This window comes from Sulfitobacter litoralis, from assembly GCF_900103185.1.
GTDB lineage: Bacteria > Pseudomonadota > Alphaproteobacteria > Rhodobacterales > Rhodobacteraceae > Sulfitobacter > Sulfitobacter litoralis.
Map to the genome: position 1 here is coordinate 1 of NZ_FNJD01000005.1, position 16,400 is coordinate 16,400.

At 58.6% G+C, this 16,400-nt stretch carries 15 protein-coding genes and 1 pseudogene; 9 read left to right on the top strand and 7 right to left on the bottom strand.

The genetic code is table 11. The annotated features are described in order from the left end of the window. From istA to BLQ98_RS05660, 3 genes and pseudogenes are all read right to left on the bottom strand, one after another. Positions 1 to 1,479 (bottom strand): annotated as a pseudogene (gene istA / locus BLQ98_RS05650) (IS21 family transposase); the annotation flags it as partial. A 107-nt stretch (positions 1,480 to 1,586) separates the two neighbouring features. After that, complete coding sequence (locus BLQ98_RS05655) at positions 1,587 to 2,132, bottom strand: Arm DNA-binding domain-containing protein (RefSeq protein ID WP_093732373.1); 546 nt, start codon at positions 2,130 to 2,132, stop codon at positions 1,587 to 1,589. A gap of 328 nt (positions 2,133 to 2,460) precedes the next feature. Then, positions 2,461 to 2,943, bottom strand: a complete 483-nt coding sequence (locus BLQ98_RS05660; RefSeq protein ID WP_093732374.1) for an Lrp/AsnC family transcriptional regulator — start codon at positions 2,941 to 2,943, stop codon at positions 2,461 to 2,463. Between the two features lie 183 nt (positions 2,944 to 3,126). On the opposite strand from BLQ98_RS05660, the gene hppD reads away from it, so the two are divergent. The 5 genes from hppD (at position 3,127) to BLQ98_RS05685 (ending at position 8,081) form a co-directional block, all read left to right on the top strand. After that, complete coding sequence (gene hppD / locus BLQ98_RS05665) at positions 3,127 to 4,239, top strand: 4-hydroxyphenylpyruvate dioxygenase (RefSeq protein ID WP_093732375.1); 1,113 nt, start codon at positions 3,127 to 3,129, stop codon at positions 4,237 to 4,239. Continuing rightward, a complete protein-coding gene (locus BLQ98_RS05670; RefSeq protein WP_093732376.1) occupies positions 4,236 to 4,592 on the top strand; it encodes a Rieske (2Fe-2S) protein in 357 nt (118 codons plus the stop codon). The genes hppD and BLQ98_RS05670 overlap by 4 nt, the downstream gene beginning before the upstream one ends. Before the next feature lie 229 nt (positions 4,593 to 4,821). Continuing rightward, positions 4,822 to 5,475 (top strand): protein-L-isoaspartate O-methyltransferase family protein, encoded by a 654-nt coding sequence (locus BLQ98_RS05675; RefSeq protein ID WP_093732377.1) that lies wholly within the window; start codon positions 4,822 to 4,824, stop codon positions 5,473 to 5,475. Between the two features lie 57 nt (positions 5,476 to 5,532). Beyond that, a complete protein-coding gene (locus BLQ98_RS05680; RefSeq protein WP_093732378.1) occupies positions 5,533 to 6,978 on the top strand; it encodes a TolC family outer membrane protein in 1,446 nt (481 codons plus the stop codon). A gap of 74 nt (positions 6,979 to 7,052) precedes the next feature. After that, positions 7,053 to 8,081, top strand: a complete 1,029-nt coding sequence (locus BLQ98_RS05685) for a hypothetical protein (protein ID WP_093732379.1) — start codon at positions 7,053 to 7,055, stop codon at positions 8,079 to 8,081. A 175-nt stretch (positions 8,082 to 8,256) separates the two neighbouring features. On the opposite strand, the gene BLQ98_RS05690 is transcribed toward BLQ98_RS05685, so the two are convergent. Then, positions 8,257 to 8,577, bottom strand: a complete 321-nt coding sequence (locus tag BLQ98_RS05690; protein WP_093732380.1) for a DUF6280 family protein — start codon at positions 8,575 to 8,577, stop codon at positions 8,257 to 8,259. A gap of 221 nt (positions 8,578 to 8,798) precedes the next feature. On the opposite strand from BLQ98_RS05690, the gene efp reads away from it, so the two are divergent. Next, entirely contained in the window at positions 8,799 to 9,362 is a 564-nt protein-coding gene (efp, locus tag BLQ98_RS05695; RefSeq protein ID WP_093732381.1) for an elongation factor P, read from the top strand. A 228-nt stretch (positions 9,363 to 9,590) separates the two neighbouring features. Here the strand turns inward: efp and ygfZ are convergent, their stop codons facing one another. Further along, on the bottom strand, positions 9,591 to 10,334 hold the full coding sequence (gene ygfZ, locus BLQ98_RS05700; protein WP_093732382.1) for a CAF17-like 4Fe-4S cluster assembly/insertion protein YgfZ: 744 nt from the start codon (positions 10,332 to 10,334) through the stop codon (positions 9,591 to 9,593). Between the two features lie 65 nt (positions 10,335 to 10,399). Between ygfZ and BLQ98_RS05705 the strand changes: the two genes are divergently transcribed. Next, positions 10,400 to 11,074, top strand: coding sequence for a TIGR04283 family arsenosugar biosynthesis glycosyltransferase (locus BLQ98_RS05705; RefSeq protein WP_093732383.1), 675 nt, complete (start codon positions 10,400 to 10,402; stop codon positions 11,072 to 11,074). An 18-nt stretch (positions 11,075 to 11,092) separates the two neighbouring features. Here BLQ98_RS05705 and BLQ98_RS05710 read toward each other — a convergent pair whose 3' ends face one another. Continuing rightward, positions 11,093 to 12,952, bottom strand: a complete 1,860-nt coding sequence (locus BLQ98_RS05710; protein WP_093732384.1) for an ABC transporter ATP-binding protein — start codon at positions 12,950 to 12,952, stop codon at positions 11,093 to 11,095. A gap of 151 nt (positions 12,953 to 13,103) precedes the next feature. On the opposite strand from BLQ98_RS05710, the gene BLQ98_RS05715 reads away from it, so the two are divergent. Continuing rightward, positions 13,104 to 14,312: a pyridoxal-phosphate-dependent aminotransferase family protein gene (locus BLQ98_RS05715; protein WP_093732385.1), complete on the top strand. Its 1,209-nt coding sequence runs from the start codon at positions 13,104 to 13,106 to the stop codon at positions 14,310 to 14,312. A gap of 15 nt (positions 14,313 to 14,327) precedes the next feature. On the opposite strand, the gene BLQ98_RS05720 is transcribed toward BLQ98_RS05715, so the two are convergent. Then, a complete protein-coding gene (locus tag BLQ98_RS05720; protein ID WP_093732386.1) occupies positions 14,328 to 15,431 on the bottom strand; it encodes a pyridoxal phosphate-dependent aminotransferase in 1,104 nt (367 codons plus the stop codon). Between the two features lie 137 nt (positions 15,432 to 15,568). Here BLQ98_RS05720 and BLQ98_RS05725 point away from each other — a divergent pair, with 137 nt between their 5' ends. After that, positions 15,569 to 16,360 carry a crotonase/enoyl-CoA hydratase family protein gene (locus BLQ98_RS05725; protein WP_093732387.1) on the top strand — a complete coding sequence of 264 codons (792 nt, stop codon included), beginning with the start codon at positions 15,569 to 15,571 and terminating at the stop codon, positions 16,358 to 16,360. Positions 16,361 to 16,400: the final 40 nt, after the last annotated feature.

Below are 16,400 nucleotides of genomic sequence, written 5' to 3' on the forward strand. Positions count from 1 at the left end.
GCCGCAGGCGGGGTCACATCGGGCTGGTCTATCGGTGCGCCATCCACCAGCCTGTGAAGTAGGTTCAAGACATGGGTTTTTGTTGGCACGCCCGCATCCAGCGCCATTTCCACCGCGCAAAGCACGGCCTGTTCGTCATGGTGGAGCACCAAGGACAGGACATCGACCATCTCGCGGTCACCACCTGGCCTACGCAACATATGATCCTGCAGCTTCCGGAACCCTTCTGGCATCTCAACGAAGGGCGCCCCGTTGCGCAGCGCGCCGGGTTTGCGTTGAACCACCGCCAGATAATGGTGCCAGTTATAAATAACGCGCCCTGGCTGACGGTGTGAGCGTTCAATAATGCGCTCATGCGTGCAGACCACATGGCCTTCGGCGATGATGACCAGCCGTTCAGGATAGATGCGGAGACTGACAGGACGGTTCGCAAAGCTGGCAGGCACTGAGTAGCGATTACGGTCGAATGCTATCAGACAAGTGGGGGATACCCGCTTGCTCTGCTCGACAAAGCCGTCAAACATTGTGGGCAGTGGCATCAGCGCGGCCTTCTCGGCGTCCCAGACATCCGCAATATTGCCAGGCAATCTGCCATGCGGTGTTTCGGCCCACAGAAGCTTGCAGCGCTCCTCCAGCCATTCATTCAGCGCATTGAGGTTCGGAAAGGCGGGCATGAGTTGCCAAAGCCGTCGTGCTGCAGGCACGCCTTTGGCGTGATGGCGGGCGTCGCGCACATTCTTCTCAACCTGACCTTTCTCCCACCCTGCCGCGGGATTGCAGAACTCAGGGTCAAAGACATAATGGCTGGTCATCGCAAGGAACCGTGCGTTTACATCGCGCTTCTTTCCGACGCCAATCCGGTCGACGGCTGTCTTCATGTTGTCATAGACGCCACGCCCCGGAACACCCTCAAACACCCGAAAGCCATGCCAGTGGGCATCGAACAGCATCTCATGCGTTTGCAGCCGATAGGCCCGGACCAGAAATGCGCGGCTGTGAGACAGCTTGATATGGGCGACCTGAAGCTTGAGGCGTTCGCCCCCGACATAGGCCCAGTCCTCGCTCCAATCGAATTGGAACGCCTCGCCTGGCTGAAAGACCAACGGCACGAAAACACCACGGTCAGTCGTATGTTGAGCACGCTGTCGTTCGCCCTTCCAGTTCCGCACGAAGGCCGCGACACGCTCATATGAACCATCAAAACCGAGCTGAACCAGATCCGCATGCATCTGCTTGGCCGTTCGCCGTTCGCCGTTCCTTCCGTGATTTACGCTGCTCAGACAGCAACCAGCCTGTCAGCTTCTCAGCATAAGGGTCCAACTTGCTCGGTCGGTCCAAAATCTGGAACTCGGGCTCAACTATCCCTGTCCGCAGATACTTCTTGATCGTGTTGCGAGACACCCCTGTCCGGCGCGCAATCTCGCGGATGGGCATCTTGTCTCGCAGAGCCCATTTCCGAATAATCCTCAGAAATCCCATGTCTAACACTCCAATAGCTCCCAGCTGATTCAAGCAGGGGCAAGGTTGCACATGGGTCAATTCTCAATGACAATTTCTAAAGTTGCCGGGTCAGTTCTCGGTGACAATCAACACCCACGCAGGTATGCGCGCACTGTCCGGCGGCGCGAAACGCTCGGCTGTGTCAAGGTGCTGGCAATATCGTCTTCGGTCAGATCTTCTGCCGGACCATCCAGCCAAGGTGCAAGCTCCCGCTCCAAACACCGCCCGACTTCGGCCCCAGTTCGCTTGTGGATCAGCTTTTCCCGCTGGTACAAGTTCACTACCTCGCTCAGCGTCTTGCGACGTTGCAATGCCTCGGCCTTTGTCTTTCGAGCGTCGGCGTCCGCCTTCAACCGCTCCATGATGTCTATGCCGTTTTGTGCGTCAACGTAAGTTTCGGTCGCCATCTGCCGTGCGTCCTTCAGACTGATAGTCGGGTAGCGTCCCAGAGTTCGCGTCTTCCGCCCGATGCGCCCTGTTACAAGATAATCGAATATCCAACTTTTCGCAGTGTGGCTCACACGCAAGCGCAATCCCGGTGTGACCAAGTCGGTGTAAACCGTTTGCTCCTTACCATCGGCGGGCTTCAGGTTCTTCACCGTTGCATCAGTGAACTTTAGCTTTCGTTGCATGGCGCGATCCTACAAACTTACTACAAACAAATAGTGCGGTTTTTGAAGTACTGCAACCCCCTCTAACCCACGCCAATACACTGCCAAAGGCATTCAATATATTAATAATAATGAGTAATTTTAGTTTTACGCTATACGTTCTGGTGCGCAGTAGTTCGGCCTGCATAGTATTACAAATCCGTGTACAGGAGTTCGATTCTCCTACTCACCTCCAATTAATTTTAAAAGTTCGATCTTCAAACCGCAGTTGAGTGTCAGTATTGGCAGGGCAGTCTATTAGGCGCTCTGCTGGTCTTTTTTGCGCGAGGGCTGCCGTACTCCTCCAGTGCTAGCGCGCTGATGCGGGAAGCCGGGCAAGGTCAACGCCCGGCGAGTCTTTCAGCGTTCTAAGCACAATCTCAGACCTGACCTGCGCTACGAGTTCGTGCGGCAGCAAGTGTTCGTGTATGAAGCGTGCAAAGCTCTCTAGGTCGGGGGTGCGCAGATCAAGAATATAATCTGCATCCCCAGAGACGGAGAAGGCAGCGCGGACTTCAGGGTGGCGGGCGATAAAGCTGGCAAAGCCACTTTCGTTGGTGCCGCCGTGGCTGCGCAGGTTGACACGGACAATCGCGCGTAGTCCAAAGCCCAGCCGGTCCGCGTTCAACCGTGCAGAGTATCCGGAAATAAGCTGCGCTGCCTCGAGCGCCGAGCGTCGCCGCGAGCATTGCGACGGGGAAAGGTTCACTATTTCTGACAGAGCGGTGTTGGTCAGCGCTCCGTCCTGCTGGAGCGCCCTGAGTATTGCGATATCGAATCCGTCTAGCGACATAATAGCCTATCTTTCTATCTGAGTCGTGCAGGATGAACATGAAATGTGTTTCTAAGCTACAATAATCCCCGCTTCTATGCGATTTTTGTGTAAAGTTGCATAGATTTTACGCGTAGTATGCACGCACCATGCGCGGACGCTGATGCACAATGAATTCAACCAATACTTGGAGGAGTTTGCACCATGGGACCGTTTCCACACGACGCGCCAAAGGCCACTATTTCCGATCAGAACCCTGCAGGGACTGACGGGTTTTCATTCGTCGAGTTTGCGCACCGCGATCCGGTCGTTCTAGACAAGCTGTTTCGCCAGATGGGCTTTGTTCCAGTGGCCAAGCATAAATCCAAGGACATCACGATCTACCGCCAAGGCGATATTACCTATTTGCTGAACGCAGAGAAAACCGGACACGCGGCCGAGTTTGTCGAAGAGCATGGCCCCTGTGCCCCCGCAATGGGCTGGCGTGTCGTGGACGCACAACATGCGCTTAAACGTGCTGTCGATCTGGGGGCGAAGGAATACACCGGTGGCGGTAAGGCGATAGAGGCCCCTGCCGTTTACGGTATTGGCGGATCGCTGCTGTATTTCATCGACACATATGGTGAAGATGGCAGTGCCTTTCATGCTGACTATGATTGGCTTGGTGAAGTTGATCCGCGTCCCGAAGGGTTTGGCTTCTACTATCTCGACCATCTGACCCACAATGTGATCCGCGGCAATATGGACACGTGGTACCGGTTTTATGCCGATACCTTCAATTTCAAGGAAATCCGGTTCTTTGACATCAAGGGAAAGCAGACGGGGTTGACCAGCCGCGCGTTGACCTCGCCGGATGGTAAAATCCGGATCCCCATCAACGAAAGTGCGGATGATAACAGCCAGATCGAGGAATACCTGCGCGAATATAAAGGCGAGGGCATCCAGCATATCGCAATTGCTTCTGACGACATCTATGGCGGCACCGAAAAGATCGCGGATGCAGGGCTGGGGTTCATGCCCGGACCGCCCGCGACCTACTACGAAATGAGCCGCGCCCGCGTGAAAGGCCACCAAGAGCCGATCGATCAGATGCAGAAGCGTGGTATATTGATTGATGGCGAAGGGGTTGTGGGAGGGGGCGAAACCCGCGTGCTGCTGCAGATTTTCTCTAAAACTGTGATTGGTCCGATTTTCTTCGAATTCATCCAGCGTAAGGGAGATGATGGATTCGGCGAGGGCAACTTCCGCGCTTTGTTTGAATCTATCGAAGAAGATCAGGTGCGCCGCGGAGTTTTGCAGGCTGCTCCGGCGGAATGATCTGGACGGATCTATCTACGGCCCCGACATCCGGCACCTGCGTCGCACGTGCGGCGGATGTGACTGGGGTTACAGTAATGATGCTTACGACCGCAGCAGGGGATTTCCCTCTGCTGCTGGTACGACGAGGCGATCAGGTGATTGCTTATGTGAACATGTGCCCGCATCAGTTCTTGCCTCTCGATTATCGCGCAAGGCAGATACTGTCCGCAGATGGCCAAAAGCTGATGTGCAGCGCCCATGGTGCGATGTTTGACGCTGGAACCGGCGAAGGTATCGGGGGCGAGGGTCTTGGCTGCCGCTTGATTACTGTTCCTGTGTCGCAGGTGTCTGGCCGGATCGTGATCGGATGATCTGACCAATTGTCCGCGTTTTCAAAACCGCGGGCGAGGGACAATCGCCCCCATTCCTCGTGCGCGAGGGATAACGGCGCTGTGCGGAGCAGCTATGGCATCCGCCTTGTTTTGACCCTATTGTTCACCCAGCAGGGAAAATTGCACCCCTTAAACGCACTGACCGTTGCCCGACAGGCGGGTATATGGCATTCCATACGATATATAACCGAACGAAAGAGTTTAGCTGATGACAGATTTCACAGCCCGCCGCACCATGATGGTTGATACTCAGGTACGCCCTTCGGATGTTACCAAGTTCCCGATCATTGATGCGATGCTGAAAGTGGCGCGCGAAGATTATGTGCCCGCCGCCCGTCGCGAGGCCGCCTATCTGGGTGAAAACATCAGCCTGGGTGAGGGACGTGTCGTGCTAGAGCCGCGCACATTGGCCAAAATGCTGGACGAGCTCGGGATCGAGAATGACGAGCTGGTGCTCGATATCGGTTGTGGCTACGGCTATTCCTCTGCTGTGATCGCGCATATGGCCGAAGCCGTGGTCGCCGTGGAATCCGACGAGCAGATGGCGAAAGAAGCCCAAGAAACGCTGATCAACGCCGACATCGACAATGTTATTGTGCACCCAGGTGCGCTTGCCGAGGGCGCAGAGCAGCACGGGCCCTATGACGTGATGATCGTGCAGGGCGGCGTTGCAGAAGTGCCAGAGGCGCTGTTGGCGCAGCTCAAGAACGGGGGGCGGATCGCCTGCTTGTTCATGGACGGCCCCTTGGGCGAGGTACGTTTGGGATATAAAAGTGATCATGGCATCAGCTGGCGCAAAAGCTTTAACGCCGCAGCCCCGCTGCTGAATGGGTTTACCCGCGCGAAAGAATTTCAGCTATAAGATAATATAACTGCCGCACATGACGGCAGAAGCAGTGTCACCGATGGAGTGTGAAATATGATGAATACAGGCAAGATGCGGTCCGTCCGCAGTATACTCGCGGCGTCCTGCGTCGGGTTGGGATTAATGGCGCCGATGGCGGCGCAGTCGGAAACACTGGCTGACGCGCTGGTCGGGGCCTATAACAACTCCGGTCTGCTGGACCAGAACCGCGCCGTGCTGCGTGCTGCCGACGAAGACGTGGCCATCGCCAAATCCGTGCTCAAGCCGGTGTTGCAATGGACGGGAAACCTGACGAAATCGTACAACCAGTCGGTCAGCGGGGGCACCAGCACCAGCACTTTTCCAACGGGTTTCAGAAACTCTACCAATTCCCTCACCACGTCGGTCAACCTCGTGGCATCGCTGCTTGTCTATGACTTTGGCGCATCGCGTTATTCGATCGAAGCGGCCAAAGAAACCGTGCTGGCCACCCGCGAAACATTGGTGAGTGCCGAACAACAGATCCTGCTGCGCGCTGTCGACGCCTATATGAGCGTGATCCAGACGCAACAGCTTGTGTCGCTTCGAGAAAACAACGTGCGCGTTCTGACGCAGGAATTGCGCGCCGCGCGGGATCGTTTTGAAGTGGGCGAAGTCACCCGTACCGACGTCTCTCTTGCAGAGGCAGAGCTGGCAGCCGCACGCAGCAATCTTGCGGGTGCGCAGGGCGATTTCATCAGTGCCAAAGCCTATTACAAAGTGGCCGTGGGCACGAACCCAGGTCGCCTTAGCCCGCCGCCACGCTTGCCGAGCCTATCCAACAGCATCGCCACAGCCAAGGCGTTGGCCGTGCGGCAACACCCCGATATCTTGACCGTGCAACACCAGGTCGCTGCCGCTGATTTGCTGGTGCGCAGCAACGAATCCAGCTTGAAGCCACGGGTGTCGCTGCAGGGGTCCTATGGTCTGACAGAAACCTTCAGTTCCGAAGCTTCTTCGCGCAGTGGATCTGTGGGGGTTCAGGTTGGCCAAACGATCTATCAGGGCGGTGCCTTGTCCGCTGGGGTGCGTAAAAGCCAAGCGCAACGTGACGCGCAACGCGGCAACCTGCATGTGGTCGCCAAGGATGTTGAACGTGCGGTAAGCGACGCCTATGCGGGGCTCGCCTCGGCGCGGGCACAGATCGAAGCATCGCAGCGGCAGGTTAGCGCGGCACAGATCGCTTTCGACGGTATCCGCGAAGAAGCAAGTCTGGGTGCACGCACGACGCTGGAGGTGCTGGACGCTGAGCAATCCTTGCTTGATGCGCGCTCTGCTCGCGTTTCGGCGCAGTCACAGCTCTATGTCGCCGCCTATTCCGTGTTGGCGGCAACCGGACAGCTGACCGCGCAGGACCTCAAGCTGCCCGTACAGATCTATGACCCTTCGGCCTATTACAATCTGGTCAAGGATGGTCCGACGAAACTTTCTAAAGAAGGAAAGCAGTTGGATCGTGTTTTGCGGGCGCTGCAAAAAGACTGACATTTTCACCACCCCCATTGTGACAAGACAGCCTTCGGGTTAGACTATTTGCAAAGAACGAGTGGTGATTAATTATGTCCGAAACCGTCACAAACGCAGAGGTCGAAGACGTCCTGTCTTCGATCCGCCGTCTGGTCTCCGAGGATCGCAAGCCGGCGCAAAAAGTGCCTGAAAAGCCTTCTATCGAAGATAAATTAGTGCTTACGCCGTCATTGCGCGTCTCAAACGATACGCCGGTGGCGGCGCAGCCAAAGGGCGCGCCCCCTCAGGTGCATGAAGTGGTCCAGCAGCGGTCCGCCTCCTACCAAGAGGCCATGCAAGAAATCGATTCAGGCGAGGAAGAAGAGCCCTCCGCCTCTGATCGGAACCAAGTTGCCGAAGATTTTAAGTTTATTTCCGGACGCGAGCCGCGCTTTCGGGCGCAGTTTTCGACCCCCACGGGCGAAGATCATCTGCAGGATACCGCGGAACCGTCGCGCAAGCTGGCCTTTAGTGCGCCACGCGCCGCAGCCTATTCTGCCGACATGCTCAATCTGGGTACGTCCGAGCTGGTAGAAGACGTCCCCCCCACGCCGGACCGGCTCAGCGCCAAGATCGCCGCGCTTGAAACGGCAATCAGTCGCATTCCGGAAAACTGGGAGCCCGACGAGCCGGGCAAGAGCGACTATTCCGGCAGCGAAGATCCGGCGATGGCGTGGGAAGACGATGTAGAGTTCGACGCAACTGGTGCTCTGGTTTCGGATACCCTGAAAGAGCCCGACTATGACGCACCGCAAGATGGCAGCGTCGGCTGGAGCGATACAACCGCGTCGTCCGCCGAGCCTGAAGAGCGCATCGTTGATAGCCCCTTTGCCGCGCGGGTAACGGCGGCGGATGCTGCCGTTGAGGATACGACCGATGAGCCGACGACCGCAGCGCAGCACGATGACGCAGCACCCTTTGGCGCAGACGAATATTTGGACGAAGAGATGCTGCGCGACTTGGTGTCAGAAATCGTACGTAGCGAGCTTCAGGGCGCTTTGGGGGAACGGATCACGCGCAACGTTCGCAAGTTGGTACGGCGCGAAATCCATCGGGCACTGACATCGCAGGACCTTGAATAATAGCTTTGCAAGCGCCTCACGGCGCTAGGGCTTTGGAGTAGAATGGGCAAGGCTAGGCACCTTGCCCTTTTTGGTTTGTGGGGCAGGGCGACGGCAGGCCCGTCGATATAAATGGCAGACATAAAAAAAACGCGGCCGGTGGGCCGCGTTTTTTTGTTCAAACTTTTGGCAGTCTTCAGGCAGCTTCGGCCTGTTGCGCGGCATGGCGACGCTCTGACTCTTCGCGCGACAGGGCAACGGATGTCCGAATGCCTTTGCCAACAAAGTCCATCAGACCTTCGACAACACGCTCGTTGGGATCGATGCCGGCGCAGCTCAACACTTCGCGGCCATCGCGGGAGCGGGCCCAACGGGCAATCTGTTCTGGACCGTTGCCGTATTTCTTGTCATCGGCAATCGCATCGTCCAATGCAGCCAGTACCACAGCTGCGAAAAGTTTGCGGGCACGGTTACCTTGTTCATTGTTAAAGGCAGTGCCATCAACGAAATCTTTCATCTCGTCGTCCTTTCTATTATTCTTGCTCTTGTCATTTAGGCGTAGGCCTCCTTATGACCGAAAGAGCTCGATTCGGATACACCTTTATTGCATAGCACGCATGCGCCTTTCGCATATCTTTTCGCTGTTGCAGCATCGGGTGCGCTGTCTTGCGGGGGTCGACGTTGATATATATAGGTCGGGCCAATCTCTCTTCAACTTTAAGGCTACGGTGCTGATACATGCCAAAGATTAACGGGAACGAAATTCGGCCAGGAAATGTGCTTGAGCATAACGGTGGTCTGTGGGCGGCGGTCAAGGTCGATCACGTCAAACCGGGCAAGGGTGGTGCCTTTGCTCAGGTCGAAATGCGCAACCTTCGGAACGGGTCAAAATTGAATGAACGCTTCCGCAGCGCTGACAAGGTTGAAAAGGTCCGCCTAGAGCAAAAAGACCAACAATTCCTGTATGAAGACGCAGGTATGCTGGTTCTGATGGACACCGAAACATACGAGCAAGTGCAGCTTTCTGCAGAGCTTTTGGGCGAACGCCGCCCCTTCCTCCAGGACGGTATGATGGTGGTTGTGGAGTATCACGAGGAAGAAGCGCTTAACGCGTCCTTGCCCCAGAAAGTGACCTGCAAAATTGTCGAGACAGAGCCGGTCGTCAAAGGCCAGACAGCGGCGAATTCTTTTAAGCCAGCGATCCTGGATAACGGCGTCAAAGTGATGGTCCCGCCCTTCGTGGGTCAGGACGAAGATATCATCGTGAACACCGAAACCATGGAATATTCCGAACGCGCCTAAGCTTTGATGTGACGCTACGTCATAGCTTCGCTGCACTGCAGAGCCCCGGTGATGCCGGGGCTCTTTTGCGTTTTGCAAGCGGCGCGAAGGCCGACCGACATGGGGTGAAACGTTTGCAAAACGGGTTTTTGTTGCCAATCTGCAACTAAATAGACGGTGTGCCTACGCCCTTGCTTTAGACTGCCCGAAATTTGCGCAAAGCGGTCGGCCGGTGTGGCATCCGCCGCCCTAGCCGTCGGTCACCATCGTCACGATGGCGTCGCCTGCCTGCATCGCGGCCGTGGCGCGGTCATACCGAAGATACGCCAGTGCGTGCGTGCCGGTGCGGGTAAAGATCGTCCCGGCGGGCTTGCCGTTCGCAGTGATGGCGGTGCCTTTTTCAACGGGGGCGCTGATTTCGACCTGGGCCAGGCCTTTGCGTAATTCGGTTTTGTGCTTCATGCGGGCGGTGACTTCTTGGCCGACATAGCAGCCCTTGCGGAAATCGACGCCATTCAGTCGCTCGAACCCCATCTCGAGGATAAAGCTGTCCAGGGTCAGCTCTGCGCCGCACTCGGGGATCATATAGGTGACGCGCAGGGCATCCCAATCGGTCGTATCATCCTCTTGCGGCATGTCGCGGTAGGCGCGCCAGCCCATGCGGGCGTCGCGGGGGTCGGTATAGGACCCCTCGGGCGCGTCTTCTAGGCCACGGTGCAGATGCAGGCCGGTCGCGTCGATGGTGACGTCGGCGCGCAGCTTGTACAGCGTCAGACGCTGCACCAGCGCGTCGGCATCGGCCTCGGCGACGTCCAGCAGCACGGCATCGCCGCCCGCTGACAGGAAAAAATCGGTGATGAATTTGCCCTGTGGCGTCAGGATCGCGGCGTAGATCGGGGCCTGATCCAGCTTGCGAATGTCGTTGGTAACGAGGCCTTGCAGAAAGTCGCGGGTGTCGGGGCCTGATAGTCTCAGGATGCGGCGGCTGGTCATATCGCTTGTCCTTTCAATGATTAACATGACATATAACAGCGCAATTCGAAGCTGAAAGGGCAACCATGCGCGCGCCTATATCTGTTGTCATTCCCACCTTGAATGCCGAAGCGCCCCTGACCGATTGCCTCACCGCCCTGATGGAGGGGTTGGACGCGGGTCTTATCCGCGAGCTGATCATCAGCGACGGGGGCTCGGATGACATGACCCTGACATTGGCGGAAGCTTGGGGCGCAGAGATCATGGCTGGTACGCCGTCGCGCGGCGGGCAATTGCAGCGCGGCTGTGCCAAGGCGAAAGCGGAATGGTTGTTGGTGCTCCACGCTGATACCCGGCTTGCACCGGGGTGGACGGGGCCTGTCATTGCACATCTGCGTGGCGAAAAGGCAGGCTGGTTCCAGCTACAGTTCGATCAGGGGGGGCTTGCGGGCAAGGCGGTGGCGGCATGGGCGAACCTGCGCAGCCGTCTGGGGCTGCCCTACGGAGATCAGGGGCTGTTGCTGCCGCGACATTTGTATCAGTCCGTGGGGGGCTACCCCGATCAGCCGTTGATGGAGGATGTGGCCCTCGTGCGGGCCCTGCGCGGGCAGCTGGTGGGGCTAGAGGTCACAGCGGTGACGTCGGCGGATAAATATATGCGCCAAGGTTGGCTGCGGCGCGGGTCGCGGAACCTTTGGACCTTGATCCGCTATTTCGCGGGGGTCACCCCGGCCAAATTGGCCGAGGGATATGCTAAATAGACAGCGTTGCCGCCTAGACTAGGTGCCGAACAGCCGAAGCCCGATGCGTTGCAGCAGGTTCGGTTCAACGGGCTTAAGGCCGCGTTCCATACGCCGCATCGCGGCCAGGTTGCGCCCGTCGGTAACGGTTTTGCCGTCCTCGAACTGCAGCCGGTAGAGATCGGCATAGATGCCGCCACGCGCCAGCAGGTCTTCGTGTTTGCCTTCGTCCATCACCCGACCACGATCCATGACTACGATCTTGTCCGCGCCGCGGATGGTGGACAAACGGTGCGCAATAACCAAAGTTGTCCGCCCTTGTGACAGCCGATCCAGCGCTTGCTGCACAACCTTTTCAGACTGCGCGTCCAGCGCACTGGTCGCTTCGTCCAACAGCAAGATCGGCGTGTTGCGCAGCAGCGCACGCGCGATCACGACGCGCTGACGTTGCCCGCCCGACAGCGCAGAGCCGCGCGGCCCGACGCGGGTTTCCAAACCGTGCTCCAGCTTGGGCAGGAAGTCAGAGACATGGGCGGCGTCCAGCGCCTGTTGCAGCTCTTTGTCGGTGACGTTCTCGCGGCCCAAAACGATGTTCTCGCGTAGGGTTTCATCAAACAGCAGGGCCTCTTGCGTCACGACAGAGAACAAGCCGCGCAGGTCGGGAATATCCATGTCAGCCAAAGGCACGCCTGCGATTGTCACGCTCCCCTCTTGCGGGTCAATCAAGCGGGTCAGCAGGTTAAAGATGGTCGACTTGCCCGCCCCCGATGCCCCGACAAGCGCCGTCGTCTCGCCTGCAGCGGCATGCAACGTCAGATCGTCCAGAACCTTGGCGTCGCCGTAAGACAGGCTCACGCCTTCCAGCGCGATATGGGGGGGCGTTGTGGGCACAGGTACCGGATTGGCGGGCGACTTGAGATGCACTGGCTCGTCCATCAGCTCTTTGAGCCGTTCAAGCGCTGCGGCAGCGGTCTGCCACAGCCCGCTGATCGCGCCCAGACGGCGCAGCGGGTTAAAGGTAAAGCCCATGGCAGTGAAAAAGGTCATGAACTGACCGATGGTCTTGTCGCCCTCGATGATTTCGTTCCCGCCATAGAGGATCACGGCCATGAACCCGATGCCCGAGATGATGTCGATCATCCCCGGAATGGCCGAGTTCCCGAAGGAGGCCCGTACCTCGGTGCGGATATAGGTCTTGGTCAGGTCGCGGTATTGCTTGGCTTGATACTTTTCTAGCGCGTTAAGCTTGATCTGCACGATACCGTGGAACACTTCGTCCAGACGGGTCGATAGGGTTGCACCAAGATCGCGTGCCTCGCGCGACCGCGCCCGCACAAAGCGTTGCGCCAATGCGGCGGGCATGACCATCAGTGGCAGACCGATACAGGCAAGCAGCGCCCAGACCGGATCAATAGAGATCGCAACACCAAGCAGAACGATCAACCCGATCAGGTCGCGCCCCGCACCGGTGATCACGGCCTGCCAGACCGACCCGATGGCATTCACATCCGATTGCACCCGCTGGATCAAAAACCCCGGTGGATGCTCTTGGTGAAACGCGCCGTCCTGCACCATCATCCGGTCTAGCAGATCAATCCGCATATCAGCGGCGGACTTTTGTTTGATGCGTGTCAGCAGCACCTTTTGCACGACCCCGGACACAGCCCGCAGCACAAAGATGCCCACCAGCACCAGACCGACCCACAGCAATGCGCCGCTGTCGCCAGCGACAAATACCTGGTCGAACATCGGCTGCATCAGCTTGGCAAGCCCGCCCATGGTCGAGGCCTCGATCGACATGAAGATGATCGCCACGATCAATACCCACATGTGTTTCTTGAGGTAGTCGCGCCAGAGCCAGGTCAGCAGCTCGCGCGAGGAATAGGTCACATCACTCATATAAAGGCCGGGTTCCTTTGGGCATATATGTCTACGGGTTTACGCAGCCCTAAGGGGCAGGGCAAGCAGCGCCGCGTGGTTTGTGTGATTGACGCCACGCTGCTTGCGGATAAGTTGCAGGAAATTCTTCCTGCATATGAGGGCTGGTGCCATGACCAAATTCCGCAATCTGTCGCAAGGGCGCGGCTATCTCGCGATCCCCGGTCCGTCGGTGATGCCCGAGGCTGTGTTGAACGCGATGCATCGTCCGGCCCCCAATATCTATGCCGGAGAGTTGGTTGATATGATGCCACCCCTGATGGAAGATCTGCGGCGTATCGCGGGCACGCAGCATCACGTAGCGATGTATATTGGCAACGGCCACGCCGCTTGGGAGGCCTCGCTGAGCAATGTCGTGGCCCCCGGTGACAAGGTGCTGGTGCCGGCAACCGGGCGATTTGGAATCGGTTGGGGCGATGCCGCCACAGGGCTTGGCGCGGAAGTGGAGGTCATGGATTTCGGCCTGCAATCCGCCATGGATATCGATCAGATCGCAGAGCGGCTGGAAGCGGACACAGCCCACGAGATCAAGGTCGTGCTCGCGGTGCATGTGGATACCTCGACCTCTGTTGTCAATGATATCGCCGGCCTGCGCGCTGCGCTTGATGCAGCGGATCACCCGGCGTTGCTGATGGTGGATTGCATCGCCTCCTTCGCGTGCGACCGGTTCGAGATGGACAACTGGGGCGTCGATGTCATGGTCACCGCCTGTCAAAAGGGGCTGATGGTCCCGCCCGGTGTCAGCTTTGTATTCTTTAACGACCGCGCCGCCGCCGTGCGCGAGGCACTGCCACGGGTTAGCCGGTTCTGGGACTGGACCCCGCGCGCCAACCCGCAAGAGTTCTTCCAGTACCACTGTGGCACGGCCCCTACGCATCACATCTATGGACTGCGGGCCGCGCTGGATATGATCCACGACGAGGGCATCGAGGCCGTTTGGGACCGGCACGAAACGCTGGCGCGGGCGGTATGGGCCGCCTGCGATGCATGGGGGAGCGCAGGTGATCTGGCGCTGAACATCGCTGATCCCGCCCTGCGCAGCCACGCTGTCACGGCGCTGCGGCTAAAGGCACCACAGGCCACAGAGTTGCGCGACTGGGTCGAGGGGAACATCGGTCTTACGTTGGGCATCGGTCTGGGCATGGCCCCCAAAGATAGCCCCGAAAGCCACGGGTTCTTCCGCTTGGGTCACATGGGGCACGTAAACGGGCAAATGGTCATGGGGATGCTTGGCGGGATAGAGGCCGGCATGTCCGCGCTTGATATTAAACGCGGCACGGGCGCCCTAGAGGCCGCAGCGAAAGTGATCGGCGGGGCCTAACCCCGCCGCGCCGCGTTAGGCTTTTCGCGCATCCGCGAGTGCCGCGGGCAAGGCCGCGGCAAAAACATCAAGGTTTTCCGACGTGCCACAGCTGACGCGGATGCAGCGGTTTTGCGGCGCGGCAAATGGCATGCGCACAAAGACACCGCGCGCCACCAGCCCGTCCAGCACCGCCTTCGCAAAGCTGCCGTCAGCACCGCAGTCGATTGCGACGAAATTCGCGGCAGAGGGCAGGGCCGTCAGCCCGTTGTCAGATGCGATCTGCGCGATCCGGTCGCGTGCGATGGCAATCTGAGCTTGAATATGTGCCAGCCAATTGCTGTCTTGCAGCGCAGCGAGGGCACCTGCTTGGGCAGCACGGTTCATCCCAAAGTGGTTTCGCACCTTGCCAAAGGCCGTAATCAAATCGGGCGCAGCGATGGCATAGCCGACCCGCGCCCCTGCCAATCCATGCGCCTTGGAAAAGGTGCGCATGCGGATCAGGCGCGGATCATCGGCAGGCAGGTCGGGGGCGGTCCCATCGGGGGCGCAATCGACATAGGCCTCGTCGAGCACCAGCAAGCATCCTTGCGGCAACGCCTCTAACGCGCGGGTGATGACGTGTCCGTCGTGCCAGCTGCCCATGGGATTGTCTGGGTTGGCCAGATAGACCAGCTTGGCGCCTACCTCGGCGGCCTTGGCAAACAGCGCTGCCGGATCCTCATGATCGTCCGCATAGGGCACTTTGTGAAGCTCCCCACCAAAGCCCGCCACGTGATAGTTAAATGTCGGATAGGCCCCATCCGAGGTCACGACCGCATCGCCGTCTGCCACCATGAGGCGCACAAGATAGCTCAGCAACCCGTCGATGCCTTCGCCAACGATGATGTTCTCGGGCGTGATGCCATGATGCGCTGCAAGGGCCGCGCGCAGATCATGGCTCTCGGGATCGCCATACATCCACTGTTCGGTTTTTGCCATCGCATCGATCGCGCTGGGGGAGGGGCCAAAGACGTTCTCGTTCGCCCCCAGCCGCGCGCTAAAGGCGCGGCCCATGGCGCGTTCCTGCGTTTCGGGACCGACAAACGGCACGGTAGAGGGTAGGGCGTCGGCAAGCGGGGTGAGGCGATACTGTGTCATGGGGATCAGCTACTGCATCTGCCATGCTTCGGGCAAGTGACATCAGCATGCTCGCGCGCGGTTTTGGGTGCCGTAGCGTTTCGCTTTGCAACACGCGGGCTTCGTGGCCAAACTAGCCAAAATTCAAGGAGGATCCTATGAGCCGCGTTTCCGTCACCTATGACAATCAAATTGCCCATGTGCGCCTGACCCGCGCCGACAAAATGAATGCCGTTGACCAAGACATGATTGATGCTGTGATCGCTGCCGGAAACGAGGTGGCTGCATCAAATGCGCGGGCAGTGGTTATTTCGGGCGAAGGTAAGGCATTCTGCGCTGGCATCGATATCGGTGGCATGGGCGCTTTGGCCGGCGGCGACCCGACCGAACGGATGATGACGCGCACCCACGGCGACGGGACCACGAACCAGTGGCAAGAGGTCGCGATGGTCTGGACCCGCCTCGGTGTGCCCGTGATCGCTGCACTGCATGGCAAGACCTATGGCGCGGGCCTGCAACTGGCGCTCGGGGCGGATATCCGCATCGCGGCCCCCGATACCGAAATGGCCGTAATGGAAATGAAATGGGGGATCGTGCCGGATATGGGCGGCATGGTGTTGCTGCCCAAACTGGTGCGTGGCGATGTGTTGCGACTGTTGACCTATACCGCACAACCCATCGGGGCAGAACAGGCCGAACGCTGGGGGCTAGTCACGCAGATCGCTGAAGACTCGCTGGCTGCCGCCATGGCGCTCGCCACGACAATCGCCGGCAAAAGCCCAAGCGCGATAAAAGCTGCTAAACGTCTCACCGCCTTTGCCGAGGTAGGCGATGCGGATGCCGTATTGCTGGCGGAATCCCGTGAACAGGCGGCACTGCTGGGACGCCCCCACCAGATGGAGGTTATTGCCGCAGAGTTCGGCAAACGCCCCGCCGTCTTCAAAGACTAGCGTCACAAAAAAGTCAGCCCCGCCTGATTGCTCAGACGGG

Bases quoted from the DNA above. Each gene is read 5' to 3' on its own strand.
- BLQ98_RS05655 (WP_093732373.1), bottom strand. From the start codon at position 2,132: ATGCAACGAAAGCTAAAGTTCACTGATGCAACGGTGAAGAACCTGAAG.
- BLQ98_RS05660 (WP_093732374.1), bottom strand. From the start codon at position 2,943: ATGTCGCTAGACGGATTCGATATCGCAATACTCAGGGCGCTCCAGCAG.
- hppD (WP_093732375.1), top strand. From the start codon at position 3,127: ATGGGACCGTTTCCACACGACGCGCCAAAGGCCACTATTTCCGATCAG.
- BLQ98_RS05670 (WP_093732376.1), top strand. From the start codon at position 4,236: ATGATCTGGACGGATCTATCTACGGCCCCGACATCCGGCACCTGCGTC.
- BLQ98_RS05675 (WP_093732377.1), top strand. From the start codon at position 4,822: ATGACAGATTTCACAGCCCGCCGCACCATGATGGTTGATACTCAGGTA.
- BLQ98_RS05680 (WP_093732378.1), top strand. From the start codon at position 5,533: ATGATGAATACAGGCAAGATGCGGTCCGTCCGCAGTATACTCGCGGCG.
- BLQ98_RS05685 (WP_093732379.1), top strand. From the start codon at position 7,053: ATGTCCGAAACCGTCACAAACGCAGAGGTCGAAGACGTCCTGTCTTCG.
- BLQ98_RS05690 (WP_093732380.1), bottom strand. From the start codon at position 8,577: ATGAAAGATTTCGTTGATGGCACTGCCTTTAACAATGAACAAGGTAAC.
- efp (WP_093732381.1), top strand. From the start codon at position 8,799: ATGCCAAAGATTAACGGGAACGAAATTCGGCCAGGAAATGTGCTTGAG.
- ygfZ (WP_093732382.1), bottom strand. From the start codon at position 10,334: ATGACCAGCCGCCGCATCCTGAGACTATCAGGCCCCGACACCCGCGAC.
- BLQ98_RS05705 (WP_093732383.1), top strand. From the start codon at position 10,400: ATGCGCGCGCCTATATCTGTTGTCATTCCCACCTTGAATGCCGAAGCG.
- BLQ98_RS05710 (WP_093732384.1), bottom strand. From the start codon at position 12,952: ATGAGTGATGTGACCTATTCCTCGCGCGAGCTGCTGACCTGGCTCTGG.
- BLQ98_RS05715 (WP_093732385.1), top strand. From the start codon at position 13,104: ATGACCAAATTCCGCAATCTGTCGCAAGGGCGCGGCTATCTCGCGATC.
- BLQ98_RS05720 (WP_093732386.1), bottom strand. From the start codon at position 15,431: ATGACACAGTATCGCCTCACCCCGCTTGCCGACGCCCTACCCTCTACC.
- BLQ98_RS05725 (WP_093732387.1), top strand. From the start codon at position 15,569: ATGAGCCGCGTTTCCGTCACCTATGACAATCAAATTGCCCATGTGCGC.